Here is a 20,129-nt window from a genome sequence, read left to right on the forward strand (position 1 = left end):
AAATTCTCTGGCTAAGACGACGTTTTGATTGGATGGGTAAACATAGCGGTTACGATCAACTATGTGAATCTATGTCTACACTTCTTCCTCATGATACTTATAAAAGTGTATGGCAATATCCAGGACAACCCCAAAAAAAAATTTTGCGTTCAATAGTAGAACGAGTGGGAAAAAAAGCCAAAGGTAGTCCTATGTATGCTCTTGATAGTACCACAGCAGAAATTAAGACTATCCTAAAAAGTTTACAATGGCATCCTGATTTAATTCATATCACTTATGTAGAAAATCAACTAGGAATATTACTGAACTGGAAAGAGCGTTTATCTTGTAAAATAATTGGCACATCTCATCAACCCGCAGGATGGTGGCGTTTGGTTCATAAATGTCCCAAAAGTATTACTAATTTAGATGCTTTAATCGTTGTTGGCAGTAAAGAAGTTGCTTACTTTGAGCAGTATTTACCTGGACGAGTATTTTTTGTTCCTCATGGTGTAGATACAGACTTTTTCTGTCCTTCAAAAGAGGAAACAAAAGAACAAGTTAGATGTATTTTTTCTGGTAAACATCTCCGAGATTTAGCAACTTTAGCAATCGTCATTGACCAAGTGCTTAGTAAAAATCCAGAAATTCAATTTGATATTATCATGCCTCGAACTGCTGGTGATCGGACAAATTCAACACTAATTCGTATTGCTCGCCATCCACAAGTTCATTGGTATCAGGGAATTTCAGATAATCGCTTACGGCAACTTTATCAACAAGCTAGTATGTTAGTTTTACCAATTATAGATTGTACAGCCAATAATGCTTTAGTAGAATCTATTTCTTGTGGTTTACCCATCATTTCTAATAATGTCGGGGGTTTATCTGATTATACACAAGAAACATTTGCTGAACTTTTGCCTATTGGCGATATTGAGGGATTTGTTAATGCTATCTTGAAACTGGTAGACGAACCAGAGGAGCAATGTAAAAGAAGTAAAGCTGCTAGAAAATTTGCTGAAGAACAGCTTGATTGGGATAAGATAGCCAATAAAACTTTGGAGATTTACGAAAAATTAATTACTTAATAGTTAGCAAATCAATCGAGAATATATTGAAGATAAACTATATATGTGAAAGGATGTAGTAATGATTTTATATGTGTCAAAAAATTTAACTCATCTGAGTGGCTTATCCCAAGCTGGCCAAGACATATTAATTGCTTTATTAGCAACTGAAGATAGGGTAAAAGTTGTTACTGAAACTAAATGTTCACTTCCTCAAGAAGTAAATAACCAAGTTCTCAGTTCTCCTCAATGGATAGTCTTTAAAGAGAAAATTTATCCGCCAAAACCAATTAAAAGAAAACTACAAATACCTATATTTTTAATTCAATCAATTAAAAAAAAGTATTCAGAAATTACTCAAGCGAAACGACAACAGCAGCTACAAAAGTATGATTATAGTCCTATTATCGTTAATGGATTCACTAATCATAGATTTTTGGAAAATGTGGCTCCAAAAATTAAAGGAAAAAAGGTTATTATTATTCATGAATCTCCTCGACATTTTCTTCCTCCAAATACTTACACGGTTAACGATGCACTGCAGATTATGAATCAATATGATTCGTTAATATTTGTATCATCACGATGTCGAGACGAATGGTCATCATTAGCTGATTTAAGTAACCAAAGAATATATTATATTCCTAATTGCTGTAAAGAAGATGAAATTCACAAGATTACTCTAGTAGAAAAAGCAGAAATCAAACAAAAATTAAGGTTAGCGACAGACCAATTTTTAGCCGTTTGTGTAGCTAGTTTACAACCTCGTAAAAATCAGAAAATATTATTAGATGTATTTCCTCAGTTAAAAACAATTATGCCTAATTTGAAACTTTTTTTAATTGGGCCGATTAGCTTAGATTCTTTTTGGGGAAAATCTTTATTAGAACAAATTAAAAGCAAGGAATTAAGTGAGCATATAGAATACTTAGGTACTAGAGATAATGCGAAAGAATTTATTTATGCTGCTGATGTTTTATTATTACCATCTTTAGCGGAAGCGATGCCATGTGTTATATTAGAGGCGATGGCTTTGAAAACGCCAGTAATTGCTTCTAATGTTGATGGTATTTCAGAGCTAATTCAGAATAATCATACAGGATTTTTATTTTCTCCCAAAGAACCTCAATCTTTAGTTGAGTCGTTTAAAAAAATGGCTAATGATTTAGATCAAACAAAAAAATATACTGAATATGCTTATGAAAAGTATTGGACTCAATTTTCTCGTCTGAAACAAATTGAAAGATATGCTCAATTTATTGCTAATTTTACCAAAAATTCATAAGATATAAATATTAATCCAGAATAAATTAAAGTAAGACAATCGAACAATTTTTACCGATAATAAAGTTTTTTTAAAACCGTATTTTCTTAAATTATATTAATTAAGAATGATAAGCAATAATGACTTTTCTTCTAATCTCTCTTATGAAGAAGCAAAAATAATTCAACAGCAGCTTAGGCATCAAGTTATCACAAAAGATCAGTTACAAGAGGTCAATTACGTTGCTGGAGTTGATGTAGGTTTTAAAGATAACTATAAAATCACCCAAGCTGCTGTGGCTGTTTTAAAATTTCCAAGTTTAGAATTAGTAGAAAATCAAATTGCTTTAATTCCTACAAACTTTCCTTATATTCCTGGTTTCTTATCTTTTCGAGAAATTCCTGCTCTCTTAAAAGCCATAGATAAACTAACTATTATTCCTGATATTATTCTCTGTGATGGACAAGGGATAGCTCATCCTAGACGCTTAGGAATTGCTTCCCATTTAGGTGTTTTAATCGATCTTCCCACTATTGGTGTGGCTAAATCCTTATTAATAGGAAAACATGAAGAAGTTCCCCTAGAAAAAGGCTCGTGGAAACCTTTAATTGATAAAAAAGAAATTATCGGAGCGGTATTAAGATCAAGAACTAATGTAAAACCTATTTATGTGTCTATTGGTCATAAAATTAGTTTACCGACAGCTTTAAATTTTGTGATGGCTTGTTTAACTAAATATCGCTTACCCGAAACCACCCGATGGGCAGATAAGTTAGCATCAGATAAATAAATAGATTAGCAACTAAACAATGATTAAACTATTTTTGTTTATCGGCTCAATTTTAGCTGGTTTATCCGTCGCAGGTGGGGCATTTGCTAGCCACGCATTAAAAGATAAATTAAGCGATCGCTCCCTAGAAATATTCGAGACAGGGACGAAATACCAAATGTATCACGCCCTCGCTTTAATTTTAGTGGCTTTACTACTAACTCGCCTAGAAACTGTGCCAATGACTATGATCAGCGCAGGATATGCCTTTATTATCGGGGTTCTCATTTTTTCAGGCAGTCTTTATGCCTTGAGTTTAACTGGGATCAAATGGTTGGGAGCAATCACCCCTATCGGTGGGGCGGCCTTTCTCATCGGTTGGCTAAGTTTGGCGATCGCAGCTTGGGGCATGAAGTAAATTAAAATTACAGATTATTGGTAAAGGGTTCCCTCTAAGATGATAAACTGACCTATTAGACACAAAATTTTTGATATTCAATGGTCTAGGAAGTACCAAGACTTGGTACAGTTACCGAAGATCGGCAAAGTTATTTATTAGAGTCAGTATGAAAGTTCTTGTTATTGGCGGTGACGGTTATTGTGGTTGGGCAACCGCCCTACATCTTTCCAATAAAGGGTATGATGTTGGTATTCTCGACAATTTAAGTCGACGCTATTGGGACTCTAAACTAGGAGTCGATACCTTAACTCCCATTGCTCCTATCCAAAAACGCATTCAACGTTGGCAAGAGTTAACAGGGAAAACCATCGACTTATTTGTTGGCGATATTACCGATTATAGCTTTTTAAGTCAAACCTTACAGCAGTTTGAACCTGGAGCGATCGTCCATTTTGGGGAACAGCGATCGGCACCTTATTCGATGATTGACAGGGAACACGCGGTATTTACCCAGGTTAATAATGTGGTAGGAACCCTGAATATTCTCTACGCTATGAAAGAAGATTTCCCAGACGCTCACCTCGTTAAACTGGGAACTATGGGAGAATATGGCACACCAAATATTGATATTGAAGAAGGGTATATTACCATTGAACACAATGGCCGCAAAGATACTTTACCCTATCCTAAACAACCTGGCAGTTTCTATCATTTAAGTAAGGTACACGATAGTCATAATATCCATTTTGCCTGTAAAATTTGGGGGTTACGAGCCACTGATTTAAACCAAGGGGTAGTCTATGGGGTTTTGACAGAAGAAACGGGTATGGACGAAATGCTCATTAACCGTTTAGACTATGATGGCGTGTTTGGAACTGCCTTAAATCGTTTCTGTATTCAAGCTGCGATCGGTCATCCTTTAACCGTGTATGGTAAAGGAGGTCAAACTAGAGGCTTTTTAGATATTCGGGATACTGTCAGATGTATCGACATTGCCATTCAAAACCCTGCTGAAGAAGGCAAATTCCGAGTCTTTAACCAGTTTACTGAATTATTTAGTATTAGTGATTTAGCCATGATGGTTAAAAAAGCGGGTAACTCTCTTGGGTTGGATGTGGAAATCAATAATTTAGATAACCCCAGAGTTGAGTTAGAAGAACACTATTTCAACGCTAAGAATACCAAGTTATTAGATTTAGGTTTACAACCCCATTATCTGTCTGATTCTCTCCTCGATTCTTTGTTAAATTTTGCTGAAAAATATAAAGGAAGGGTTGACAAAGAACAGATTTTACCTAAAGTTTCTTGGCATCGGAAATAAGTGATCATTGACTGTATAGATTAAGGGTGGCAACTTAGCCACCTTTTGTCATGCTAGGGATTTCCAATCTAACTAAATATCTTAGCTACGTCTCCTAATAAAGCAACAATTAAGCCAATTAACACTCCACGATTAATAAATCTCTTGATTGTCGAACGGTTTACTAATTGCTCCTACTTTTGTGTCAAGTCTCCAATAAGTCCGGCTGGATCAAAGATTGTGTTATTCGTAAAATTGCTTCCATTTTTGCCATTCGACTGCACAAAATATCTGAATCACTTCACCTTAATAATTATACATATTTAATATACTTAACCAGAATCCATATTTGCAGCAGGTCTAATCTGGTTTGATGAATCAATATAGATGAGTATTTGTAACTATTGCGCTTCAGTGAGAGTTCAACAAACTATTACAAATTGATTCCTTCTTCAATATCCTTTTTAAAATGGAAACAGGAGGGATAAGTTTATGAATACCAAAGTTAATTATCAAACTAAAATTATTACCCTGTGGGCAACTTTTCTCTTAGGACTTCTATTTCATACGCAACTAGGGTTAATGCCTCTTTTTCATGGGCAACAAATAGCTCATTCTCATGATAGCAGTGATATTAGTTGGATTTTATGGCTAATGTTACTCTTTTTTATTATTCCGATGTTTGCCATGATTGGAACTTTGTTTACTCAGTCTAAACAGTTTAGAGTGGGACATTTTTGGCTAACAGTCGTTTATTCTGTGTTAAATTTAAGTCATATTACGGCTGATTTATTTGTTACACCTATTGCTTGGTATCAAATTGCTTTAATGGGGATTCTTTTTGTTATTGGATTACTATTAAACCTGGTTTCTTGGCAGTGGATGAAATCTAAACCTAACCTGAAAACGTCATCCAAAACTTTAGCAAAAACATCAATAGGAGGATAGATTTAGTATTTTTCCTTGAGTTGATTCTAGAATTGAATCTCGAATAAAAGCACTGGCATTTGTGATTTCTATCCCAATTAATTCTCCCGAATTATTAAGTTCAACTGTAATATTTGGATTTATTTCTACACTATTTGCTTCTGGTTCATCAGAAATGGTTAAATAAAGAATATCCTCTTCTTCAAAATATTTCATTTTTGCGTTATTCATAAATAGCATATCTCCCAGTAGCTAGGCGAAATCGAATTTGTTGGCGTGTCGTGGCATGAATAGTGATAGGGGTGATAGAATTTAATTCGTATTCATAAGGAACGATAACTAAGCGAGTGTCATGCTTACCTACGGCAATGAGACGATCTGTTTCAGTATCATAGTATCTTTCGCCAGAATATTTGATAATTTCTTCAATTTTTTCCAGTTTAAAACCTCTTAGTTTGGCTCGATATTGTAAATAATCTGACCAGATAATATTTGGCATCATGACCAGCCTTATTTCATTATCTACTATTCATTTTAACAGAATATTGTCATCTTTTTTAACTTAAAGAAACTTTTGATTCTATGAAAAATCAGATTAACGCTATAATATAAGTCCTTGTTAAGTTGTTATTTTTATCTAAAAATACTCTATTATGTCCTTCGTTGGTTTACATATACACAGTGATTATAGTTTACTTGATGGTGCATCCCAATTAAATGCGTTAATTGATCGTGCTTTAGAATTAGAAATGCCAGCGATCGCCCTAACGGATCATGGCGTAATGTATGGGGCGATCGAACTCATTAAAGTGTGTCGAAATAAAGGCGTAAAACCCATTATTGGTAACGAAATGTATGTTATCAATGGAGATATTGAAGAGAAGAAAAAGTATAAAAAATATCATCAAGTTGTCTTAGCTAAAAATACTCAAGGTTATAAAAATTTAGTCAAATTAACCACAATTTCCCATCTAAATGGAATGCAAGGAAAAGGCATTTTTGCACGCCCTTGTATCAATAAAGAACTATTAGAAGAATACCATGAAGGCTTAATTGTCACCAGTGCTTGTTTAGGGGGAGAAATACCTCAACGAATTTTAGCAGGAGATATCAAAGAAGCAAAAGCCATTGCTAAATGGTATCAAAAAATCTTTAAAGATGACTTTTATTTAGAAATTCAAGATCACGGTTCTGTTGAGGATAGAATTGTTAATGTTGCGATTGCTAAAATTGCCCGTGACTTAGGCATTAAAATTGTGGCAACCAATGATTCTCATTTTATTTCTTGTTATGATGTTGAGGCACATGACGCACTATTATGTATTCAAACCGCTAAACTCATTACTGATGAAAAACGGCTTAGATACAGTGGTACTGAATATTTAAAATCTGCTGACGAAATGCGCTTATTATTCCGTGATCATCTCCCTGATGATGTTATTGAAGAAGCGATTAATAACACTTTAGAAGTAGCAGAAAAAATTGAACCCTATAAAATTTTAGGAGAACCCCGTATACCTAATTATCCTGTCCCTGCTGGACATAACCCTGATAGTTATGTAGAAGAAATTGCTTGGCAAGGATTATTAGAACGGTTAAAATGTCGCTCTCGCAGTGAAATTCCTGATGACTATAGAGAAAGGTTAGAATATGAACTTAAAATGCTACAAAGGATGGGTTTTTCAACTTACTTCTTGGTAGTTTGGGATTATATTAAATATGCCAGAGATAATCGTATTCCTGTAGGCCCAGGTAGGGGATCGGCTGCTGGTTCTTTGGTTGCCTATTGTTTAAAAATAACCAATATTGATCCGGTCCATCATGGGCTATTATTTGAGCGATTTTTAAACCCTGAAAGGAAATCAATGCCTGATGTTGATACAGATTTTTGTATCGAAAGACGGGATGAAATGATTAAATATGTCACTAGAAAGTACGGGGAAGCTAATGTTGCTCAGATTATTACGTTTAACCGCATGACATCAAAAGCAGTGTTAAAAGATGTAGCCAGAGTATTAGATATTCCCTATGCTGAGTCGGATAAAATGACAAAAATGATCCCAGTTTCAAGGGGGAAACCCACGAAATTGAAAGTCATGGTTTCTAATGAAACTCCAACCCCAGAATTTAAAGAAAGGTATGAAAATGATCCCCTTGTTCGTCGTTGGGTTGATATGGCTATTCGTATCGAAGGAACGAACAAAACCTTTGGGGTTCATGCTGCCGGGGTGGTTATTTCTTCTGAACCTTTAGATCAAGTTGTGCCTTTACAAAAGAATAATGATGGGGCAGTGATTACCCAATATTATATGGAAGATTTAGAGTCCTTGGGATTATTAAAAATGGACTTTTTAGGGTTAAGAAATTTAACCACTATTCAACGAACAGCCGATTTAATTAAACAAAATCAAGGGTTTGAATTAGACTTAGATCAACTACCTTTAGATGAAAGAAAAGCTCTAGAAATTATTGCTAAAGGAACTGCCAAAAAGTTACCCCCTGATGTAGAAAGAACTCACAAACTATTAGAAAAAGGAGACCTAGAAGGGATCTTTCAGTTAGAATCGTCGGGAATGAAACAGATTGTAAAAGACTTAAAACCATCAGGAATTGAAGATATTTCTTCTATTTTAGCCCTCTATCGTCCCGGTCCATTAGATGCAGGCTTAATCCCTAAATTTATCAATCGAAAACATGGACGAGAAGAAATAATTTATCAACATAAACTTTTAGAACCCATTTTAAAAGAAACTTATGCGGTGTTAGTTTACCAAGAACAAATTATGAAAATGGCGCAAGATTTGGCCGGTTACTCTTTAGGAGAAGCTGACTTATTGCGTCGGGCAATGGGTAAAAAGAAAATTGCAGAAATGACCAAACATCGAGAGATTTTTATCGATGGAGCAACTAAAAATGGAGTATCTCAAGCCATTGCAGAAGACTTATTTGAGCAAATGATCAAATTTGCTGAATATTGTTTAAGTTATGATACAGAAATTTTAACGGTTGAATATGGACCCATGCCCATTGGTAAAATAGTCGAAGAAAACATCAATTGTAGTGTTTATACAGTGAATAAAAATGGTTTTGTTTATACTCAATCTATCGCCCAATGGCATCATAGAGGAGAACAAGAAGTGTTTGAATACTATCTAGAAGATGGAGAAACTATTCGAGCCACTAAAGACCATAAATTTATGACAACGGAGGGCAAAATGTTACCCATCGATGAGATTTTTGAAAATAATTTAGACTTAAAAAAACTGACTGTATAAGTTTAACTATTAACTGAAGATGAAATCGATAATGATAAATCATTAACTTTTTCTAACTGAGCAGCTAAACGAATTAACGTTAACTCATCGGCAGGTTTTCCTACTAATTGAATACCGACTGGTAAACCCTTTTCATCCTGTGCCATCGGTAATGTTATTACCGGTAACCCACTAGCATTAAAAGCGGGACAAGGAGCAATCCAATTACCAATTTTATCTAAGGTTTCTTGAGGTGATAAATCTGACCATTCTCCTACTTTAATGGGTTGATGTAAATATACAGGTAACAGTAAAACATCGAAGTCATCGAAAAAAGCCACTAATTGACGCGAAAAAATCTGCATCTGATGAACTGCTTGTAAATAATCTCCTGCGCTTATTTGTTGTTCTTTAAACCAACGATTAAGGGGACTTAATACCTTTGAAGGTAATCCTGATGCCCCAATTCCCGATTGCCAAATTATTGTAAACGGTTCAATTAATGATTCTACGGAAGGACATTTCATTTCCAAAGAATGACCTAATGACTGTAGTAATTTAGCCGTTTTTTTTACTGTTTCTTTGACAATGATTTCACTCTTAGTAAAAGGTGGAATATGGTCACAAAAAGCAATTTTTAACGAGGGAGAAACTTGTTTTGTTGCTTCTAAAAAAGAGATTTCAGGAGCAGGTAACCAATAGGGATCACCAGTAATATAACCTGACATAATATCTAATAAAGCTGCAGCATCAGCCACTGTTCGTGCTAAAGGTCCGTTGCTAGAAATGCCACTTTGATAGTCTCCTACTGGAGCATGAGAAACCCTTCCTTTTGCTGGTTTAATACCCACCAAGCCACAACAAGCAGCCGGACCTCGAACTGATCCTCCACCATCAGACCCCTGAGCAATGGCGCATAAACCCCCGGCTACGGCTGATGCTGCTCCTCCACTAGAACCCCCCGAAGTATAATCTAAATGCCAAGGGTTACGGGTAGGAGGAAACCCTGGGGGTTCTGTAAAAGGAAATGATCCCAGTTGAGAGGTGGCAGTTTTACCTAAAATGATAAATCCTGCCCCTTTCATGCGTGCTGTTACCCCGTCATCATAGGTAGCAATATTATCTTTGAGAGCAGCTACACCATAACTGATGGGCATTTTTGCAACCGCATTGAGATCCTTAATGGCAGTAGGAACCCCAAAAAAAGGAGGTAAATTTTTTGGATCAGATATATTAATTAATTGTTCGGTTTTTTCTTTAGCGTCTTGAATGGCCATTTCTGCTGCGACGAAAAAAAAGCTACCCAGTTGAGGATTATAAGTTTCAATTCGGTTTAGGTAAAGTTGGGTTAATTCTAAAGGAGAAATGCTACGATCGCGGATTAATTGGGCTAATTTTAGTGCCGGTGTAAAGGCTAAGTCAACCGAATTCATACATTTTTGACGACAATTTTATATTGTAGAGCATTCATAAAATTACTTACTTATAAAACTTTATTAAAAGTTTGGAACTAAATGAAATAACCCTATTTACAATTATAGCGTTTCTGAGATTATTAATCCTATCTTTTTTTATTTTTCTTGATTTCGACTCGCTATATTAATGCGATCGCTTAATTCCGATAATTGTTGAGAGAGATCCCAATCTTTCTTTTGTAATTTAGAGATTTTATCACAACTATATAACACTGTTGTATGATCTTTTCCTCCAAATTCTTCCCCAATTCTGGGTAAACTTAAATCGGTATGTTGACGCATTAAATACATTCCGATTTGCCTCGCTAAGCTAATTTCTCGACGGCGTGAACTGCCTTTTAAATCCTCAATAGAAACATTAAAATTCTCAGCAATAATTTTTATTATAACATCAGGAGAAACTGAAATTTGTTCCATAGGCGGATTTAAAACAGGAGCAATATTTTCTACAGTCATAGATAATCCCGAAATAGAAATATAAGTAACAGCACGAATTAATGCCCCTTCTAACTCTCTAATATTAGAAGTATAATTAGTGGCGATATATTCGATAACATCACGAGGTAATACAATGTTTTCATACTCTGCTTTTTTTTGTAAAATTGCCATTCTCGTTTCTAAATCAGGAACTTGAATATCGGCAATTAATCCCATAGAAAAACGAGATACTAATCTATCTTGTAAACTAGGAATTCTTTTGGGGGGACGATCAGAAGCAATTACCACTTGTTTTCCTGCTTCATGTAAAGTGTTAAAAGTATGAAAAAACTCTTCTTGGGTGTATTCTTTTCCTTCAATAAATTGAATATCATCCACTAATAAAATATCGGCGGTGCGATAATGTTCTCTAAAATGTTCCATACTATCTTGACGAATAGACGTAATTAAATCATTAGTAAATTGTTCCGTAGAAACATAAAAAACATTAGCATTAGGGTATAATTCTAGACGGTAATGAGCGATCGCTTGCATTAAATGGGTTTTTCCTAATCCTACCCCACCACATAAAAATAAAGGATTAAATTCTCGCCCTGGTGACTCAGCAACCGCTAAAGATGCAGCATGAGCCATTCTATTTGTCGGACCAACAACAAATCGAGAAAAATTATAATGAGGGTTTAATTGGCTCAGTTTAGGGGATTGTTTATCCGTTTTATTATTAAGTTTGTTTGATGAATAATTATACTCATCCTTATCAACAATTTTCCAATTTTGTTCTTGAGAAGTGGTTAATTTTACCGAAATTGAATAACCGACTATAGTTTCGACTTCTTCTACTATCAAAGAATAATAAGTTTTTTGTAAATGATTAAGAATAAAAGGATTTTCAACTTGAATGACTAAACAATTATCTTGAAAAGTTTGTACTGTTGCTGAAGCAAGCCAAGTTTCAAACGCAGTCGGATTTAATCGCATTTTCAAACGATCAAGCACTTGATTCCAAATATATTGGGGTGAAATAGTCATTCTTAAAATTAGACCTTAATAATAACAGAATCTTTTGACATATAATTTGACAGAAAAGTAATTGTTTCCTCTCAGATAGCAAAATCATTGTAGACAAATTGATAGTTCAATTTATCCGAACAATTAAACAATAGATTAATAAACAATAAAAACAAAGGTTAGGGGCTAAGGGGGTTAAAAAGTAAGATTATATCAGTTTCTCGAAAGATTCCCAATCATCCCAAAGAAACGTCATCATAAATATAGAACTTTTTAGATAGATAGAAATCTATGATAAGCCAAAATTTAGAAATTGCTCAAGTTGGTAATCCTATATTAAGACAACAAGCTCAATATGTTACGGACATTACTGATGAAAAGTTACAACAACTTATTGACACTTTATTAACAACAGCAATAGATGCAAAAGGTGTGGGTATTGCTGCACCCCAAGTTTCTCAATCTTACCGTTTGTTTATCGTTTGTTCCCATCCTAACTCTCGTTATCCAGATGCACCATCGATGGAACCCACCGTGATGATTAACCCCTGTTTAGTCTCTCATTCAGAGGAAATGGTTAAAGGTTGGGAAGGGTGTTTAAGCGTTCCGGGAGTCAGGGGTTTAGTTTCCAGATATCAAAAAATTACCGTAGAATATTTAGATCGTTACGGTAAATTACATCAGCAAGAATTTACGGATTTTGTAGCTCGAATCTTTCAACATGAATTAGATCATCTTAATGGTATTCTTTTTATTGATAGGGTGAACAATTCTGAAGATTTAGTGTATAATAATTCGTAAAAATAGTAAAAAAATATCTTTATTTTTCGTAAATAATAATCAGTAATCATACGAATGACAACGGAAACTGTTTGCCTTAAGCTGTTAAGTAAAGAATTTTACAGTAAGGTTTTTTATGTTGCGTCGTTTTATTTGGTTAATGCCATTGGCAATAGGACTATTTCCTCTGTCTGTTCAAGCCTTTCCTACCTCACCTCAAATTAATAAATTAGCTCAAAGAATTTGTCAAATTCCGAGTCAATCACCGGAAGCTTTTCAAGAATCAATGCTAAAAGAAATGATTCTTGAAATGGGAGGATGGATGAATCAAGGAAGTTTAAGTTTTGAAGAAATGAATAATAAAGATACGCTTATGCAAATAGGAAATGAAGTCGCCATCGAAATGTATGATATTTGTCCGAGTCGAGTGATAGAACTTAGTAATCAATATAGTAATGGAAGTTTATAGAACATTAATTATTAATCTTAATTACTTGTTATTTTTAATTAATCAGGTAACCAATCTGATTTAATTTGTTCAACGGAATAGGGACATTTTTCAGGAAAATCCCCTTCTGATAACCCTGTTTCGTTGACTGCATCTGCTTTAGCACGACGATAATTTCTTTAAAATTCTTTTTTTCAGGTTGATATTCCCATTTTAAGAGATGATGAATAATAAGACGAATCGCTGATATAGCACTACGCATTATTGTTAGGACATTGATAGAATCACGAAATATTGTAGGGTGGGCATTGCCCACCTTACGGTAACGTCCTCATCAATTATCTCCTGTGATTATAGGATAGTTTAGGTATTAGGATATTCATGATGTTATCAATTTTAGCTTACTCAATTAAGCCTCAATGAAAGAACTATTAAACATTTGTAAAACAAAGTTACATGATTCTAATCTCGATATTTCAGTTGAGGGATCAACTAGCAGAATTATAAGCTGTTGTGCATTTAAACAGGGTATTTAACTTTTTAGTACAAAAGCTTAAACATCTTCTTTCTGCTCCCCTAGAATCTAACTAACAATTCAAATGATGAACAGCTTAACTGCCTTTCTAACCTTGTTAGTCAGATTAATTCCTAATTGTTTGGTTTAATTACGATAGAATAGAGTAGGTTATTTGTTATCATCTATAATTTAGTTTATGACCACCGCAACACCCGTCAAAACCGAATACGAAGCCATTATCGGACTAGAAACTCACTGTCAACTCAACACCACCAGTAAAATATTCTGTCATTGTTCAACGGAGTTTGATAGTCCCCCCAATACCAATGTTTGTCCCATTTGCTTGGGATACCCTGGGGTGTTACCCGTTCTCAATGAGCAAGTATTAGCCTCTGCCGTTAAACTAGGGTTGGCGTTAAATGCGAAAATCGCCTCTTACAGTAAATTTGACCGTAAACAATATTTTTATCCCGATCTTCCTAAAAATTACCAAATTTCACAGTTTGACCTCCCCATCGTAGAACATGGTTCCCTAGAAATTGAATTAGTTGATAAAAAGACCAAAGAAGTGACCCGTAAAACCATCGGGATCACTCGCTTACATATGGAAGAAGACGCAGGAAAACTTGTCCATGCAGGAAGCGATCGCTTAGCTGGATCGACCCACTCCTTAGTGGACTTCAACCGTACCGGTGTCCCTCTACTGGAAATTGTATCAGAACCAGACATTCGTACTGGACAAGAAGCAGCCGAATATGCCCAAGAATTACGCCGTCTGGTGCGTTATTTAGGGGTTAGTGATGGTAATATGCAAGAGGGTTCTCTGCGCTGTGATGTAAACATTTCTGTGCGTCCGGTGGGACAAAAAGAGTTCGGTACGAAAGTCGAAATTAAAAATATGAACTCGTTCAGCGCGATCCAAAAAGCGATCGAATACGAGATCGAAAGACAAATAGAAGCAGTAGAAAACGGCGACCCCATCTATCAAGAAACCCGTTTATGGGACGAAAGCAGCCAAGAAACCTTCAGTATGCGGAAAAAAGAGGGATCTAGCGACTATCGTTATTTTCCTGAACCGGATCTTCCTCCCTTAGAGGTATCAGAAAAACGGTTAAACGCCTGGAAACAAGAACTTCCCGAACTTCCAGCCCAAAAACGTAAACGCTACGAAGAGGAGTTAGGGTTATCTGCGTATGACGCGCGGGTGTTAACCGATGATCGTGACGTAGCTGAATACTATGAAACTGCAGTTAAAAAAGGAGCCGATGCGAAGCTAGTAGCCAACTGGGTAACCCAAGATATTGCAGCTTACTTAAACAATAGTAAGTTAAGTATTACCGAAATTGCCCTCAAACCTGACAGTTTAGGGGAGTTGGTGCAACTAATTGAAAAAGGAACGATTAGCGGTAAAATTGCTAAAGAAATTCTGCCAGAATTGTTAGAAAAAGGTGGTTCTCCTAAGCAAATTGTAGAAAGCAAAGGAATGACCCAAATTTCTGATCCAGGAGAAATTGAAAAAGTAATTAAAGCGTTGATGGAAGCTAACCCCTCAGAAGTGGAAAAGTATCGAGGAGGGAAGAAAAAGTTAAAAGGTTTCTTTGTCGGACAAGTAATGAAAGAAACTGGGGGACGCGCTGATCCTAAATTAACTAATCAATTAGCAGAAAAACTGCTGAATGGGTAAATTTAGAATTTAGAATGTAGAATTTAGAATTATTGCTTTTTTCTACATTCTAGAGTCCTCTCGTTTATCCAGGTCGGTTAATAGAATATGATTCAATTCTGTCGAAAATTATTCCCATCTTAAAATAGGAGTCTGATCGCCTAGTACATCAATCACATCGTTTGGAGTGATAAAAGCATAATGTATTATTTCTGGTAATTGATTTTTATAGATATCATAAGTTTGTTCATGAAACCATACTAAATATTGCGAGTTTTTGATTTTAAATAGAGGCCATTTGCTAAAATTTTCTCTTTCATTCAAAGTTTTTAATAGATAGCTTTCATCAGTATTACGATATGAAATAATAGTATCGAAATTAATTATTAAAGATGGTAAAATATTATCTTCTCTTGTCATAACTATAGTTAAACCGTCTCTAGCATCTTTTAACTCTTCTAGATAAAGAGTGTCGGGAATTCTTTCGATAGGTTTCCATTTAATCCATTGTTCTTGTTGCATATACTTTTAATATTGACTAATTATCGAACATTGAATTACATCTTCTCAGCAAAATCAATATCTAAGATGAATAGTTTTGCTGTTTCATTTTCCCAAGTTGCTATTAATAATTGATTTTCATTTAACCCTGTCATAGCTGTAATCCTAATGTTTAAGTCTATTTTTCCTATATAATCTCCGTTTCTGTCTAAGAGCAATAATTTTCCTGTGGTGTCTGCCAACCCATAACCCCAAGATTCACCAATAATAAAATTAGGAATAAATTCTAAAGAAATTCTAGTAATTTTGAAAGGATTAATATTGATTAAAATCCCATAATTAGGCTTAATAGTTTCGATACTAAATAGTTCGTAAGGGTTGGCTTTATTAGGTGTTAATTCGGAGATTAAAAGAGGAATAGAAAACCCTTTTAAAAAATGCCCTCTACGGTTAAATAAGTATAAATAAGTTCGTTTATTTTCTTGAAAAAAACGAGGAAACAGTGCCAGTCCATAACGCTTATCTAAGATAATTAACTGGGAAGGAAAAGGACAAAATTTAGGGGAATTTAAAAGAGATAAACTAGCTAAACTTAATATTTTAAATTCAGCCGTAATTCCATGCTTATTAGTTTTATAAATAGTTGCCAACCAATGTTCGTAAAAGCTACAAGAAAATTTTAAAATTTTGGTATTGAGTTGAAAAAAAGGCGTTACTTGTTGAAATGGTTTATTTTCAGAGAGATAGTAGAATAAAGATTGAAAAGTGTTGTTGTATGGTTTTTGGGTTAAAACTAAACATCCCTGAGATAAGATTATTAGTTTGTTGATAGACTGATTAAAATTAAGTATTTCTGTTTTTTTTAATTCCCAAGATAATTTAATAACTTTATTCTGGGTTGCGAAATAAATGTTTTTATTATTGTTAACTATCTGATTGATTTTTTCAGACAAACTAAAGTCAGTAAACTCACTAAGTTTAGGGGTTAGATTAGATAGATTAATATGGGTAAATAATTTAGTATATTCTTGGTTAAAATTGAGTTTATTTTTGGCGATATTGATAGCATCTATCATACTTTGTGCCGATAAAAACCGTTTTTGTGGTAACTTCTCTAATGCCTTACGAATAATATCTTGTAACAATTGAGGAACAACATTCGGTAGTTTAATTCTCTCATTAAGATGAGCTAACATTAAATCACCAGGAAGACCAGAAAAAGGCCTTTGACCTATCATCAACTCATAGAAAATAATACCTACAGAATAGATGTCACAAGCATAAGAATATTTTCCGTAAAATCGTTCAGGTGCCATATAAGCAGGAGAACCAGTATAACCGCTTTCTAGATTATCATTACTGCTGTCTTGAACCGTTTTAGCAATACCAAAATCCGTTACTTTCCCTATCCATTTATCTGCTGTTAAACTTAATAAAATATTCTCTGGTTTAATATCACAATGAATAATATTTTGTTGATGTGCTTGTTCTAATCCAGCTAGAATATCAGTGATTAAATCAAGACATAATATTAAACTTAATTCAGCCGAAACATTCATTAAATTGCGAAGGGTTCCCCCCTCACAATATTCCATGACCAAATACCGTCCTTTTCCATGATATTCAATCGCTTCACAAGCAACAATGTTAGGATGACGCAAACTAACTAAACAAGAAAATTCTCGTAAGAAACGATTAGTCGGAAACCCTTTTGCTAAACTTTTAAGGGCAACAAATTCTCCTGTTTTACGAGAAATAGCAAAGTAAACTTGGCCAAATTGTCCTTGGCCAATCTGTCCTAAAATATGATAATTAGAGCGAGGAATAAAATGTTTAATCATCCCATGTATAACTTAACTGCATTTGTTTTAAATCCTCACTCTTGGATTACTTTGATCAGATAAAAATCTCATCATATTTTCAAATTTTCTCAGTTCTCCTTGTTCAAGCATTAAAACTTGTGGTTTTTTTTCTATCCATTGATCATTAAAAGATAAAATAATAGATTCTAAACTACTCTTATCTAAATCATCAGGAATTTCACCAAAATAGCCTAAAGTAATATGTGCAGTGAAATGATATTGTTGTTCTATTCCTAACTTAATTAATTCTTGATTTTGATAAATACTTCGTCTTAATTGAAAAATTTTATTATAAGACAATTCATTACAAGGAACTAACCCTACTACCAAAGCACGAGGAAATACTAATAAACCCAAAATTTGCCATTGACACTGACCTTTTTCTAAGTCCAGTTTTTCGTAAGCTTGAAAACTGTCAGAAATGGCTTGCTTTAGCTTTTGATTAAAGTCTTGATCCGTTTGAACCGCATTACGATAATTATCTTCCCAAATCAAATCAGCAAGGGTTAAATGAAAACTTTCTGGAGGGACAGGAATTAAAAAATTAGGCTCAATTTTTTGGATTAATTGTTGTTGAATTAGGGTTAACTGATGATAGAATGTTTCGTTGACAAGATCATCTTGATAGGGAGGAGTTAGAACAGTATAACCAGGAAAAGGGACAGGTTGTTTTTGTTGAAATTTAGGAGAATTTTGGATATTATTAAGTTGATTTTGATAAGTGGTGGGTAAAGTAAGGGAAGCTACCCGGTTGACGTAAATTTGATAGGTTTCGTCCAACGTAATCGCCTCTTATTCTGTCACAATACTTATTTTTTTATTTTGCCTGATCTTGTCTAATTTGTTTATAAAGATTTATTGACTTTAACCATGGGAATTTATTTCTTTTGGGGAGAAGACGAATTTGCGATCGCTCAAACTGTACAAACCTTAAGAGATACCATACTCGATCCCAACTGGATACAGTTTAATTATCATCAAATTCCGGGAGAAGATCCCAATAGCACCATTGAAGCATTAAACCAAGCCATGACCCCAGTATTTGGTATAGGAGGCAGATTAGTGTGGGTAGTAAACACTTCTATTGGTCAACAATGTTCAGAGGAAATTCTAACACAATTACAGCGTATTTTACCTGCCATTCCTGACAATTCTCATTTATTATTCACTACTAACAAAAAACCGGACAAACGATTAAAATCTAGCAAATTAATCCAACAGTATGCAGAAGTTCGAGAATATTCTCCTATTCCTCCCTGGAAAACCGATGAATTAATCCATAAAGTCAAACAAGTTTCCCAAGAAATTGGAGTCAAATTAACACCTAAAGCAATAGAATTATTAGCAGAATCTGTGGGCAATAATAGCCGACAATTATGGAATGAACTAGAAAAATTAAAACTGTATGGACAACAAGAAAATAAACCGTTAGATGAGACAGTTATTGCTACTTTAGTTAACGCTAATGCTCAAAATAGTTTACAGTTAGCTCAAGCCATTCGTCAAGGAAATCAAGCAGAAGCCTTACAATTAATTGATGAATTATTATCTAGAAATGAACCCGCTTTAAGAATTGTGGCCACATTAGTCGGTCAATTTAGGACTTGGACTATTATTCAATTACAATTAGAAGCAGGAGAAATGGATAATAAAATCATTGCCAAAGCTGCTGATATTCCTAACCCGAATCGTCTTTATTTTTTACGGAAAGAATTACAGAAAATGTCAGGAAAACAATTATTAGCAACGCTGCCAATTTTACTTGATTTAGAAACTCGCTTAAAACGAGGCCATAACCCATTAGAAACGTTACAAATTAAAGCCATAGAATTATGTCAATTGTTTCAATAAAGGTTGCATAGTTGTTTAAAATTATTATAGAAAAAGATCCCTTAACCCTATGGCAATTTTTTAGTCCTCTGAGAAAGGAATTAGAATCAACTCAACCAAATTTATTCATACCCATTTAGCTTACTTAGAAAGTCAATTAAAACCAAGTCAAACCTTTACTTTAATCACTCAAAATGTAGACGGGTTGCATCAACGTGCAGGAAGTCGTAACGGAACCGAACTGCATAGTAATATGAATCGGACACGGTGTAGTAATGTCGATTGTGATCTAACTCCCTATCAAGACACGACAGTATACACTGAACAATTACCTCGTTGTCCTTTGTGTGATGTTCCGTTACGCTTGGATGAGGTGTTGTTTGGACAACCCATCCCTTAGATGCAGAATGGACTGCTAAACACGCATTACGAGATTGTGATTTGTTTGTGGCGATCGGTACATCGGGGACTGTTTTCCCGACCGCTAATTTTGTCCGTTCAGCTAATTACGTTGGTGCTAGAACAGTGTTAATTAATCTTGAACCGATGACTCCCAAAAATCCTTATTTCGAGGAAGAATATTTAGGACGTGCAGAAGAACTGATTCCATCATTATGCACAATAAAGTGATTTAATTAATTACT

21 protein-coding genes are annotated in these 20,129 nt (G+C 34.6%); 13 read left to right on the top strand and 8 right to left on the bottom strand.

Annotated features, from left to right (window positions below; genetic code table 11):
- The first annotated feature begins 2 nt into the window (after window positions 1-2).
- The 6 genes from CY0110_RS20945 to CY0110_RS20970 all read left to right on the top strand — a co-directional run bounded on the left by CY0110_RS20945 (window position 3) and on the right by CY0110_RS20970 (window position 5,730).
- Window positions 3-1,070: a glycosyltransferase family 4 protein gene (locus CY0110_RS20945; RefSeq protein WP_008277554.1), complete on the top strand. Its 1,068-nt coding sequence runs from the start codon at window positions 3-5 to the stop codon at window positions 1,068-1,070.
- Between the two features lie 61 nt (window positions 1,071-1,131).
- Complete coding sequence (locus CY0110_RS20950) at window positions 1,132-2,334, top strand: glycosyltransferase family 4 protein (RefSeq protein WP_008277555.1); 1,203 nt, start codon at window positions 1,132-1,134, stop codon at window positions 2,332-2,334.
- 106 nt (window positions 2,335-2,440) lie between these two features.
- A complete protein-coding gene (nfi, locus tag CY0110_RS20955) occupies window positions 2,441-3,103 on the top strand; it encodes a deoxyribonuclease V (RefSeq protein WP_008277556.1) in 663 nt (220 codons plus the stop codon).
- 19 nt (window positions 3,104-3,122) lie between these two features.
- Window positions 3,123-3,500 (top strand): DUF423 domain-containing protein, encoded by a 378-nt coding sequence (locus CY0110_RS20960; RefSeq protein WP_008277557.1) that lies wholly within the window; start codon window positions 3,123-3,125, stop codon window positions 3,498-3,500.
- 148 nt (window positions 3,501-3,648) lie between these two features.
- Window positions 3,649-4,803: a UDP-sulfoquinovose synthase gene (locus CY0110_RS20965; protein ID WP_008277558.1), complete on the top strand. Its 1,155-nt coding sequence runs from the start codon at window positions 3,649-3,651 to the stop codon at window positions 4,801-4,803.
- 471 nt (window positions 4,804-5,274) lie between these two features.
- Window positions 5,275-5,730: a hypothetical protein gene (locus tag CY0110_RS20970; protein WP_008277559.1), complete on the top strand. Its 456-nt coding sequence runs from the start codon at window positions 5,275-5,277 to the stop codon at window positions 5,728-5,730.
- Here the strand turns inward: CY0110_RS20970 and CY0110_RS20975 are convergent.
- Both CY0110_RS20975 and CY0110_RS20980 read right to left on the bottom strand, forming a co-directional pair.
- On the bottom strand, window positions 5,716-5,940 hold the full coding sequence (locus CY0110_RS20975; protein WP_008277560.1) for a DUF2283 domain-containing protein: 225 nt from the start codon (window positions 5,938-5,940) through the stop codon (window positions 5,716-5,718). The genes CY0110_RS20970 and CY0110_RS20975 overlap by 15 nt on opposite strands.
- On the bottom strand, window positions 5,933-6,211 hold the full coding sequence (locus CY0110_RS20980) for a hypothetical protein (RefSeq protein ID WP_232285769.1): 279 nt from the start codon (window positions 6,209-6,211) through the stop codon (window positions 5,933-5,935). The genes CY0110_RS20975 and CY0110_RS20980 overlap by 8 nt, the downstream gene beginning before the upstream one ends.
- A 151-nt stretch (window positions 6,212-6,362) precedes the next feature.
- Here CY0110_RS20980 and CY0110_RS20985 point away from each other — a divergent pair, with 151 nt between their 5' ends.
- Window positions 6,363-8,984 carry a trans-splicing intein-formed DNA polymerase III subunit alpha N-terminal partner DnaE-N gene (locus CY0110_RS20985; RefSeq protein WP_008277562.1) on the top strand — a complete coding sequence of 874 codons (2,622 nt, stop codon included), beginning with the start codon at window positions 6,363-6,365 and terminating at the stop codon, window positions 8,982-8,984.
- Window positions 8,985-8,986: 2 nt separating this feature from the next.
- Here the strand turns inward: CY0110_RS20985 and CY0110_RS20990 are convergent, their stop codons facing one another.
- Together CY0110_RS20990 and dnaA are read right to left on the bottom strand one after the other, a co-directional pair.
- A complete protein-coding gene (locus tag CY0110_RS20990) occupies window positions 8,987-10,396 on the bottom strand; it encodes an amidase (protein WP_008277563.1) in 1,410 nt (469 codons plus the stop codon).
- A gap of 138 nt (window positions 10,397-10,534) precedes the next feature.
- Window positions 10,535-11,905, bottom strand: coding sequence for a chromosomal replication initiator protein DnaA (gene dnaA / locus CY0110_RS20995; RefSeq protein ID WP_008277564.1), 1,371 nt, complete (start codon window positions 11,903-11,905; stop codon window positions 10,535-10,537).
- A gap of 270 nt (window positions 11,906-12,175) precedes the next feature.
- Between dnaA and def the strand changes: the two genes are divergently transcribed.
- Both def and CY0110_RS21005 read left to right on the top strand, forming a co-directional pair.
- Window positions 12,176-12,685 (top strand): peptide deformylase, encoded by a 510-nt coding sequence (gene def, locus CY0110_RS21000; protein ID WP_008277565.1) that lies wholly within the window; start codon window positions 12,176-12,178, stop codon window positions 12,683-12,685.
- A 115-nt stretch (window positions 12,686-12,800) separates the two neighbouring features.
- Window positions 12,801-13,133, top strand: coding sequence for a hypothetical protein (locus CY0110_RS21005; RefSeq protein ID WP_008277566.1), 333 nt, complete (start codon window positions 12,801-12,803; stop codon window positions 13,131-13,133).
- A 34-nt stretch (window positions 13,134-13,167) separates the two neighbouring features.
- On the opposite strand, the gene CY0110_RS31725 is transcribed toward CY0110_RS21005, so the two are convergent.
- Window positions 13,168-13,374 carry a hypothetical protein gene (locus CY0110_RS31725; protein ID WP_456297542.1) on the bottom strand — a complete coding sequence of 69 codons (207 nt, stop codon included), beginning with the start codon at window positions 13,372-13,374 and terminating at the stop codon, window positions 13,168-13,170.
- 451 nt (window positions 13,375-13,825) lie between these two features.
- Between CY0110_RS31725 and gatB the strand changes: the two genes are divergently transcribed.
- Window positions 13,826-15,313, top strand: a complete 1,488-nt coding sequence (gene gatB, locus CY0110_RS21015) for an Asp-tRNA(Asn)/Glu-tRNA(Gln) amidotransferase subunit GatB (protein ID WP_008277568.1) — start codon at window positions 13,826-13,828, stop codon at window positions 15,311-15,313.
- 108 nt (window positions 15,314-15,421) lie between these two features.
- On the opposite strand, the gene CY0110_RS21020 is transcribed toward gatB, so the two are convergent.
- The 3 genes from CY0110_RS21020 to CY0110_RS21030 are packed head-to-tail and all read right to left on the bottom strand — an operon-like array spanning window position 15,422 to window position 18,435.
- On the bottom strand, window positions 15,422-15,814 hold the full coding sequence (locus CY0110_RS21020; protein WP_008277569.1) for a hypothetical protein: 393 nt from the start codon (window positions 15,812-15,814) through the stop codon (window positions 15,422-15,424).
- Between the two features lie 35 nt (window positions 15,815-15,849).
- On the bottom strand, window positions 15,850-17,634 hold the full coding sequence (locus tag CY0110_RS21025; protein WP_008277570.1) for a serine/threonine-protein kinase: 1,785 nt from the start codon (window positions 17,632-17,634) through the stop codon (window positions 15,850-15,852).
- A 27-nt stretch (window positions 17,635-17,661) separates the two neighbouring features.
- Complete coding sequence (locus CY0110_RS21030) at window positions 17,662-18,435, bottom strand: DUF1868 domain-containing protein (RefSeq protein WP_008277571.1); 774 nt, start codon at window positions 18,433-18,435, stop codon at window positions 17,662-17,664.
- A gap of 90 nt (window positions 18,436-18,525) precedes the next feature.
- Here CY0110_RS21030 and holA point away from each other — a divergent pair, with 90 nt between their 5' ends.
- The 3 genes from holA (at window position 18,526) to CY0110_RS30085 (ending at window position 20,115) form a co-directional block, all read left to right on the top strand.
- Window positions 18,526-19,506 carry a DNA polymerase III subunit delta gene (holA, locus tag CY0110_RS21035; RefSeq protein WP_008277572.1) on the top strand — a complete coding sequence of 327 codons (981 nt, stop codon included), beginning with the start codon at window positions 18,526-18,528 and terminating at the stop codon, window positions 19,504-19,506.
- A 103-nt stretch (window positions 19,507-19,609) separates the two neighbouring features.
- Window positions 19,610-19,885 (top strand): Sir2 family NAD-dependent protein deacetylase, encoded by a 276-nt coding sequence (locus CY0110_RS28835; protein ID WP_232285773.1) that lies wholly within the window; start codon window positions 19,610-19,612, stop codon window positions 19,883-19,885.
- A gap of 47 nt (window positions 19,886-19,932) precedes the next feature.
- Window positions 19,933-20,115, top strand: coding sequence for an SIR2 family protein (locus CY0110_RS30085; RefSeq protein WP_157464621.1), 183 nt, complete (start codon window positions 19,933-19,935; stop codon window positions 20,113-20,115).
- Window positions 20,116-20,129 lie beyond the last annotated feature (14 nt).

Source organism: Crocosphaera chwakensis CCY0110, assembly GCF_000169335.1.
GTDB lineage: Bacteria > Cyanobacteriota > Cyanobacteriia > Cyanobacteriales > Microcystaceae > Crocosphaera > Crocosphaera chwakensis.

What these genes read in the sequence shown, in the direction of transcription:
- CY0110_RS21005 (WP_008277566.1), top strand. Translation starts at nt 12,801, where the DNA reads ATGTTGCGTCGTTTTATTTGGTTAATGCCATTGGCAATAGGACTATTT.
- CY0110_RS20970 (WP_008277559.1), top strand. Translation starts at nt 5,275, where the DNA reads ATGAATACCAAAGTTAATTATCAAACTAAAATTATTACCCTGTGGGCA.
- def (WP_008277565.1), top strand. Translation starts at nt 12,176, where the DNA reads ATGATAAGCCAAAATTTAGAAATTGCTCAAGTTGGTAATCCTATATTA.
- gatB (WP_008277568.1), top strand. Translation starts at nt 13,826, where the DNA reads ATGACCACCGCAACACCCGTCAAAACCGAATACGAAGCCATTATCGGA.
- nfi (WP_008277556.1), top strand. Translation starts at nt 2,441, where the DNA reads ATGATAAGCAATAATGACTTTTCTTCTAATCTCTCTTATGAAGAAGCA.
- CY0110_RS20975 (WP_008277560.1), bottom strand. Translation starts at nt 5,940, where the DNA reads ATGAATAACGCAAAAATGAAATATTTTGAAGAAGAGGATATTCTTTAT.
- CY0110_RS21020 (WP_008277569.1), bottom strand. Translation starts at nt 15,814, where the DNA reads ATGCAACAAGAACAATGGATTAAATGGAAACCTATCGAAAGAATTCCC.
- CY0110_RS20980 (WP_232285769.1), bottom strand. Translation starts at nt 6,211, where the DNA reads ATGATGCCAAATATTATCTGGTCAGATTATTTACAATATCGAGCCAAA.
- CY0110_RS20965 (WP_008277558.1), top strand. Translation starts at nt 3,649, where the DNA reads ATGAAAGTTCTTGTTATTGGCGGTGACGGTTATTGTGGTTGGGCAACC.
- CY0110_RS20985 (WP_008277562.1), top strand. Translation starts at nt 6,363, where the DNA reads ATGTCCTTCGTTGGTTTACATATACACAGTGATTATAGTTTACTTGAT.
- CY0110_RS21025 (WP_008277570.1), bottom strand. Translation starts at nt 17,634, where the DNA reads ATGATTAAACATTTTATTCCTCGCTCTAATTATCATATTTTAGGACAG.
- CY0110_RS31725 (WP_456297542.1), bottom strand. Translation starts at nt 13,374, where the DNA reads ATGCGTAGTGCTATATCAGCGATTCGTCTTATTATTCATCATCTCTTA.
- CY0110_RS20990 (WP_008277563.1), bottom strand. Translation starts at nt 10,396, where the DNA reads ATGAATTCGGTTGACTTAGCCTTTACACCGGCACTAAAATTAGCCCAA.
- CY0110_RS20950 (WP_008277555.1), top strand. Translation starts at nt 1,132, where the DNA reads ATGATTTTATATGTGTCAAAAAATTTAACTCATCTGAGTGGCTTATCC.
- CY0110_RS20960 (WP_008277557.1), top strand. Translation starts at nt 3,123, where the DNA reads ATGATTAAACTATTTTTGTTTATCGGCTCAATTTTAGCTGGTTTATCC.
- holA (WP_008277572.1), top strand. Translation starts at nt 18,526, where the DNA reads ATGGGAATTTATTTCTTTTGGGGAGAAGACGAATTTGCGATCGCTCAA.
- dnaA (WP_008277564.1), bottom strand. Translation starts at nt 11,905, where the DNA reads ATGACTATTTCACCCCAATATATTTGGAATCAAGTGCTTGATCGTTTG.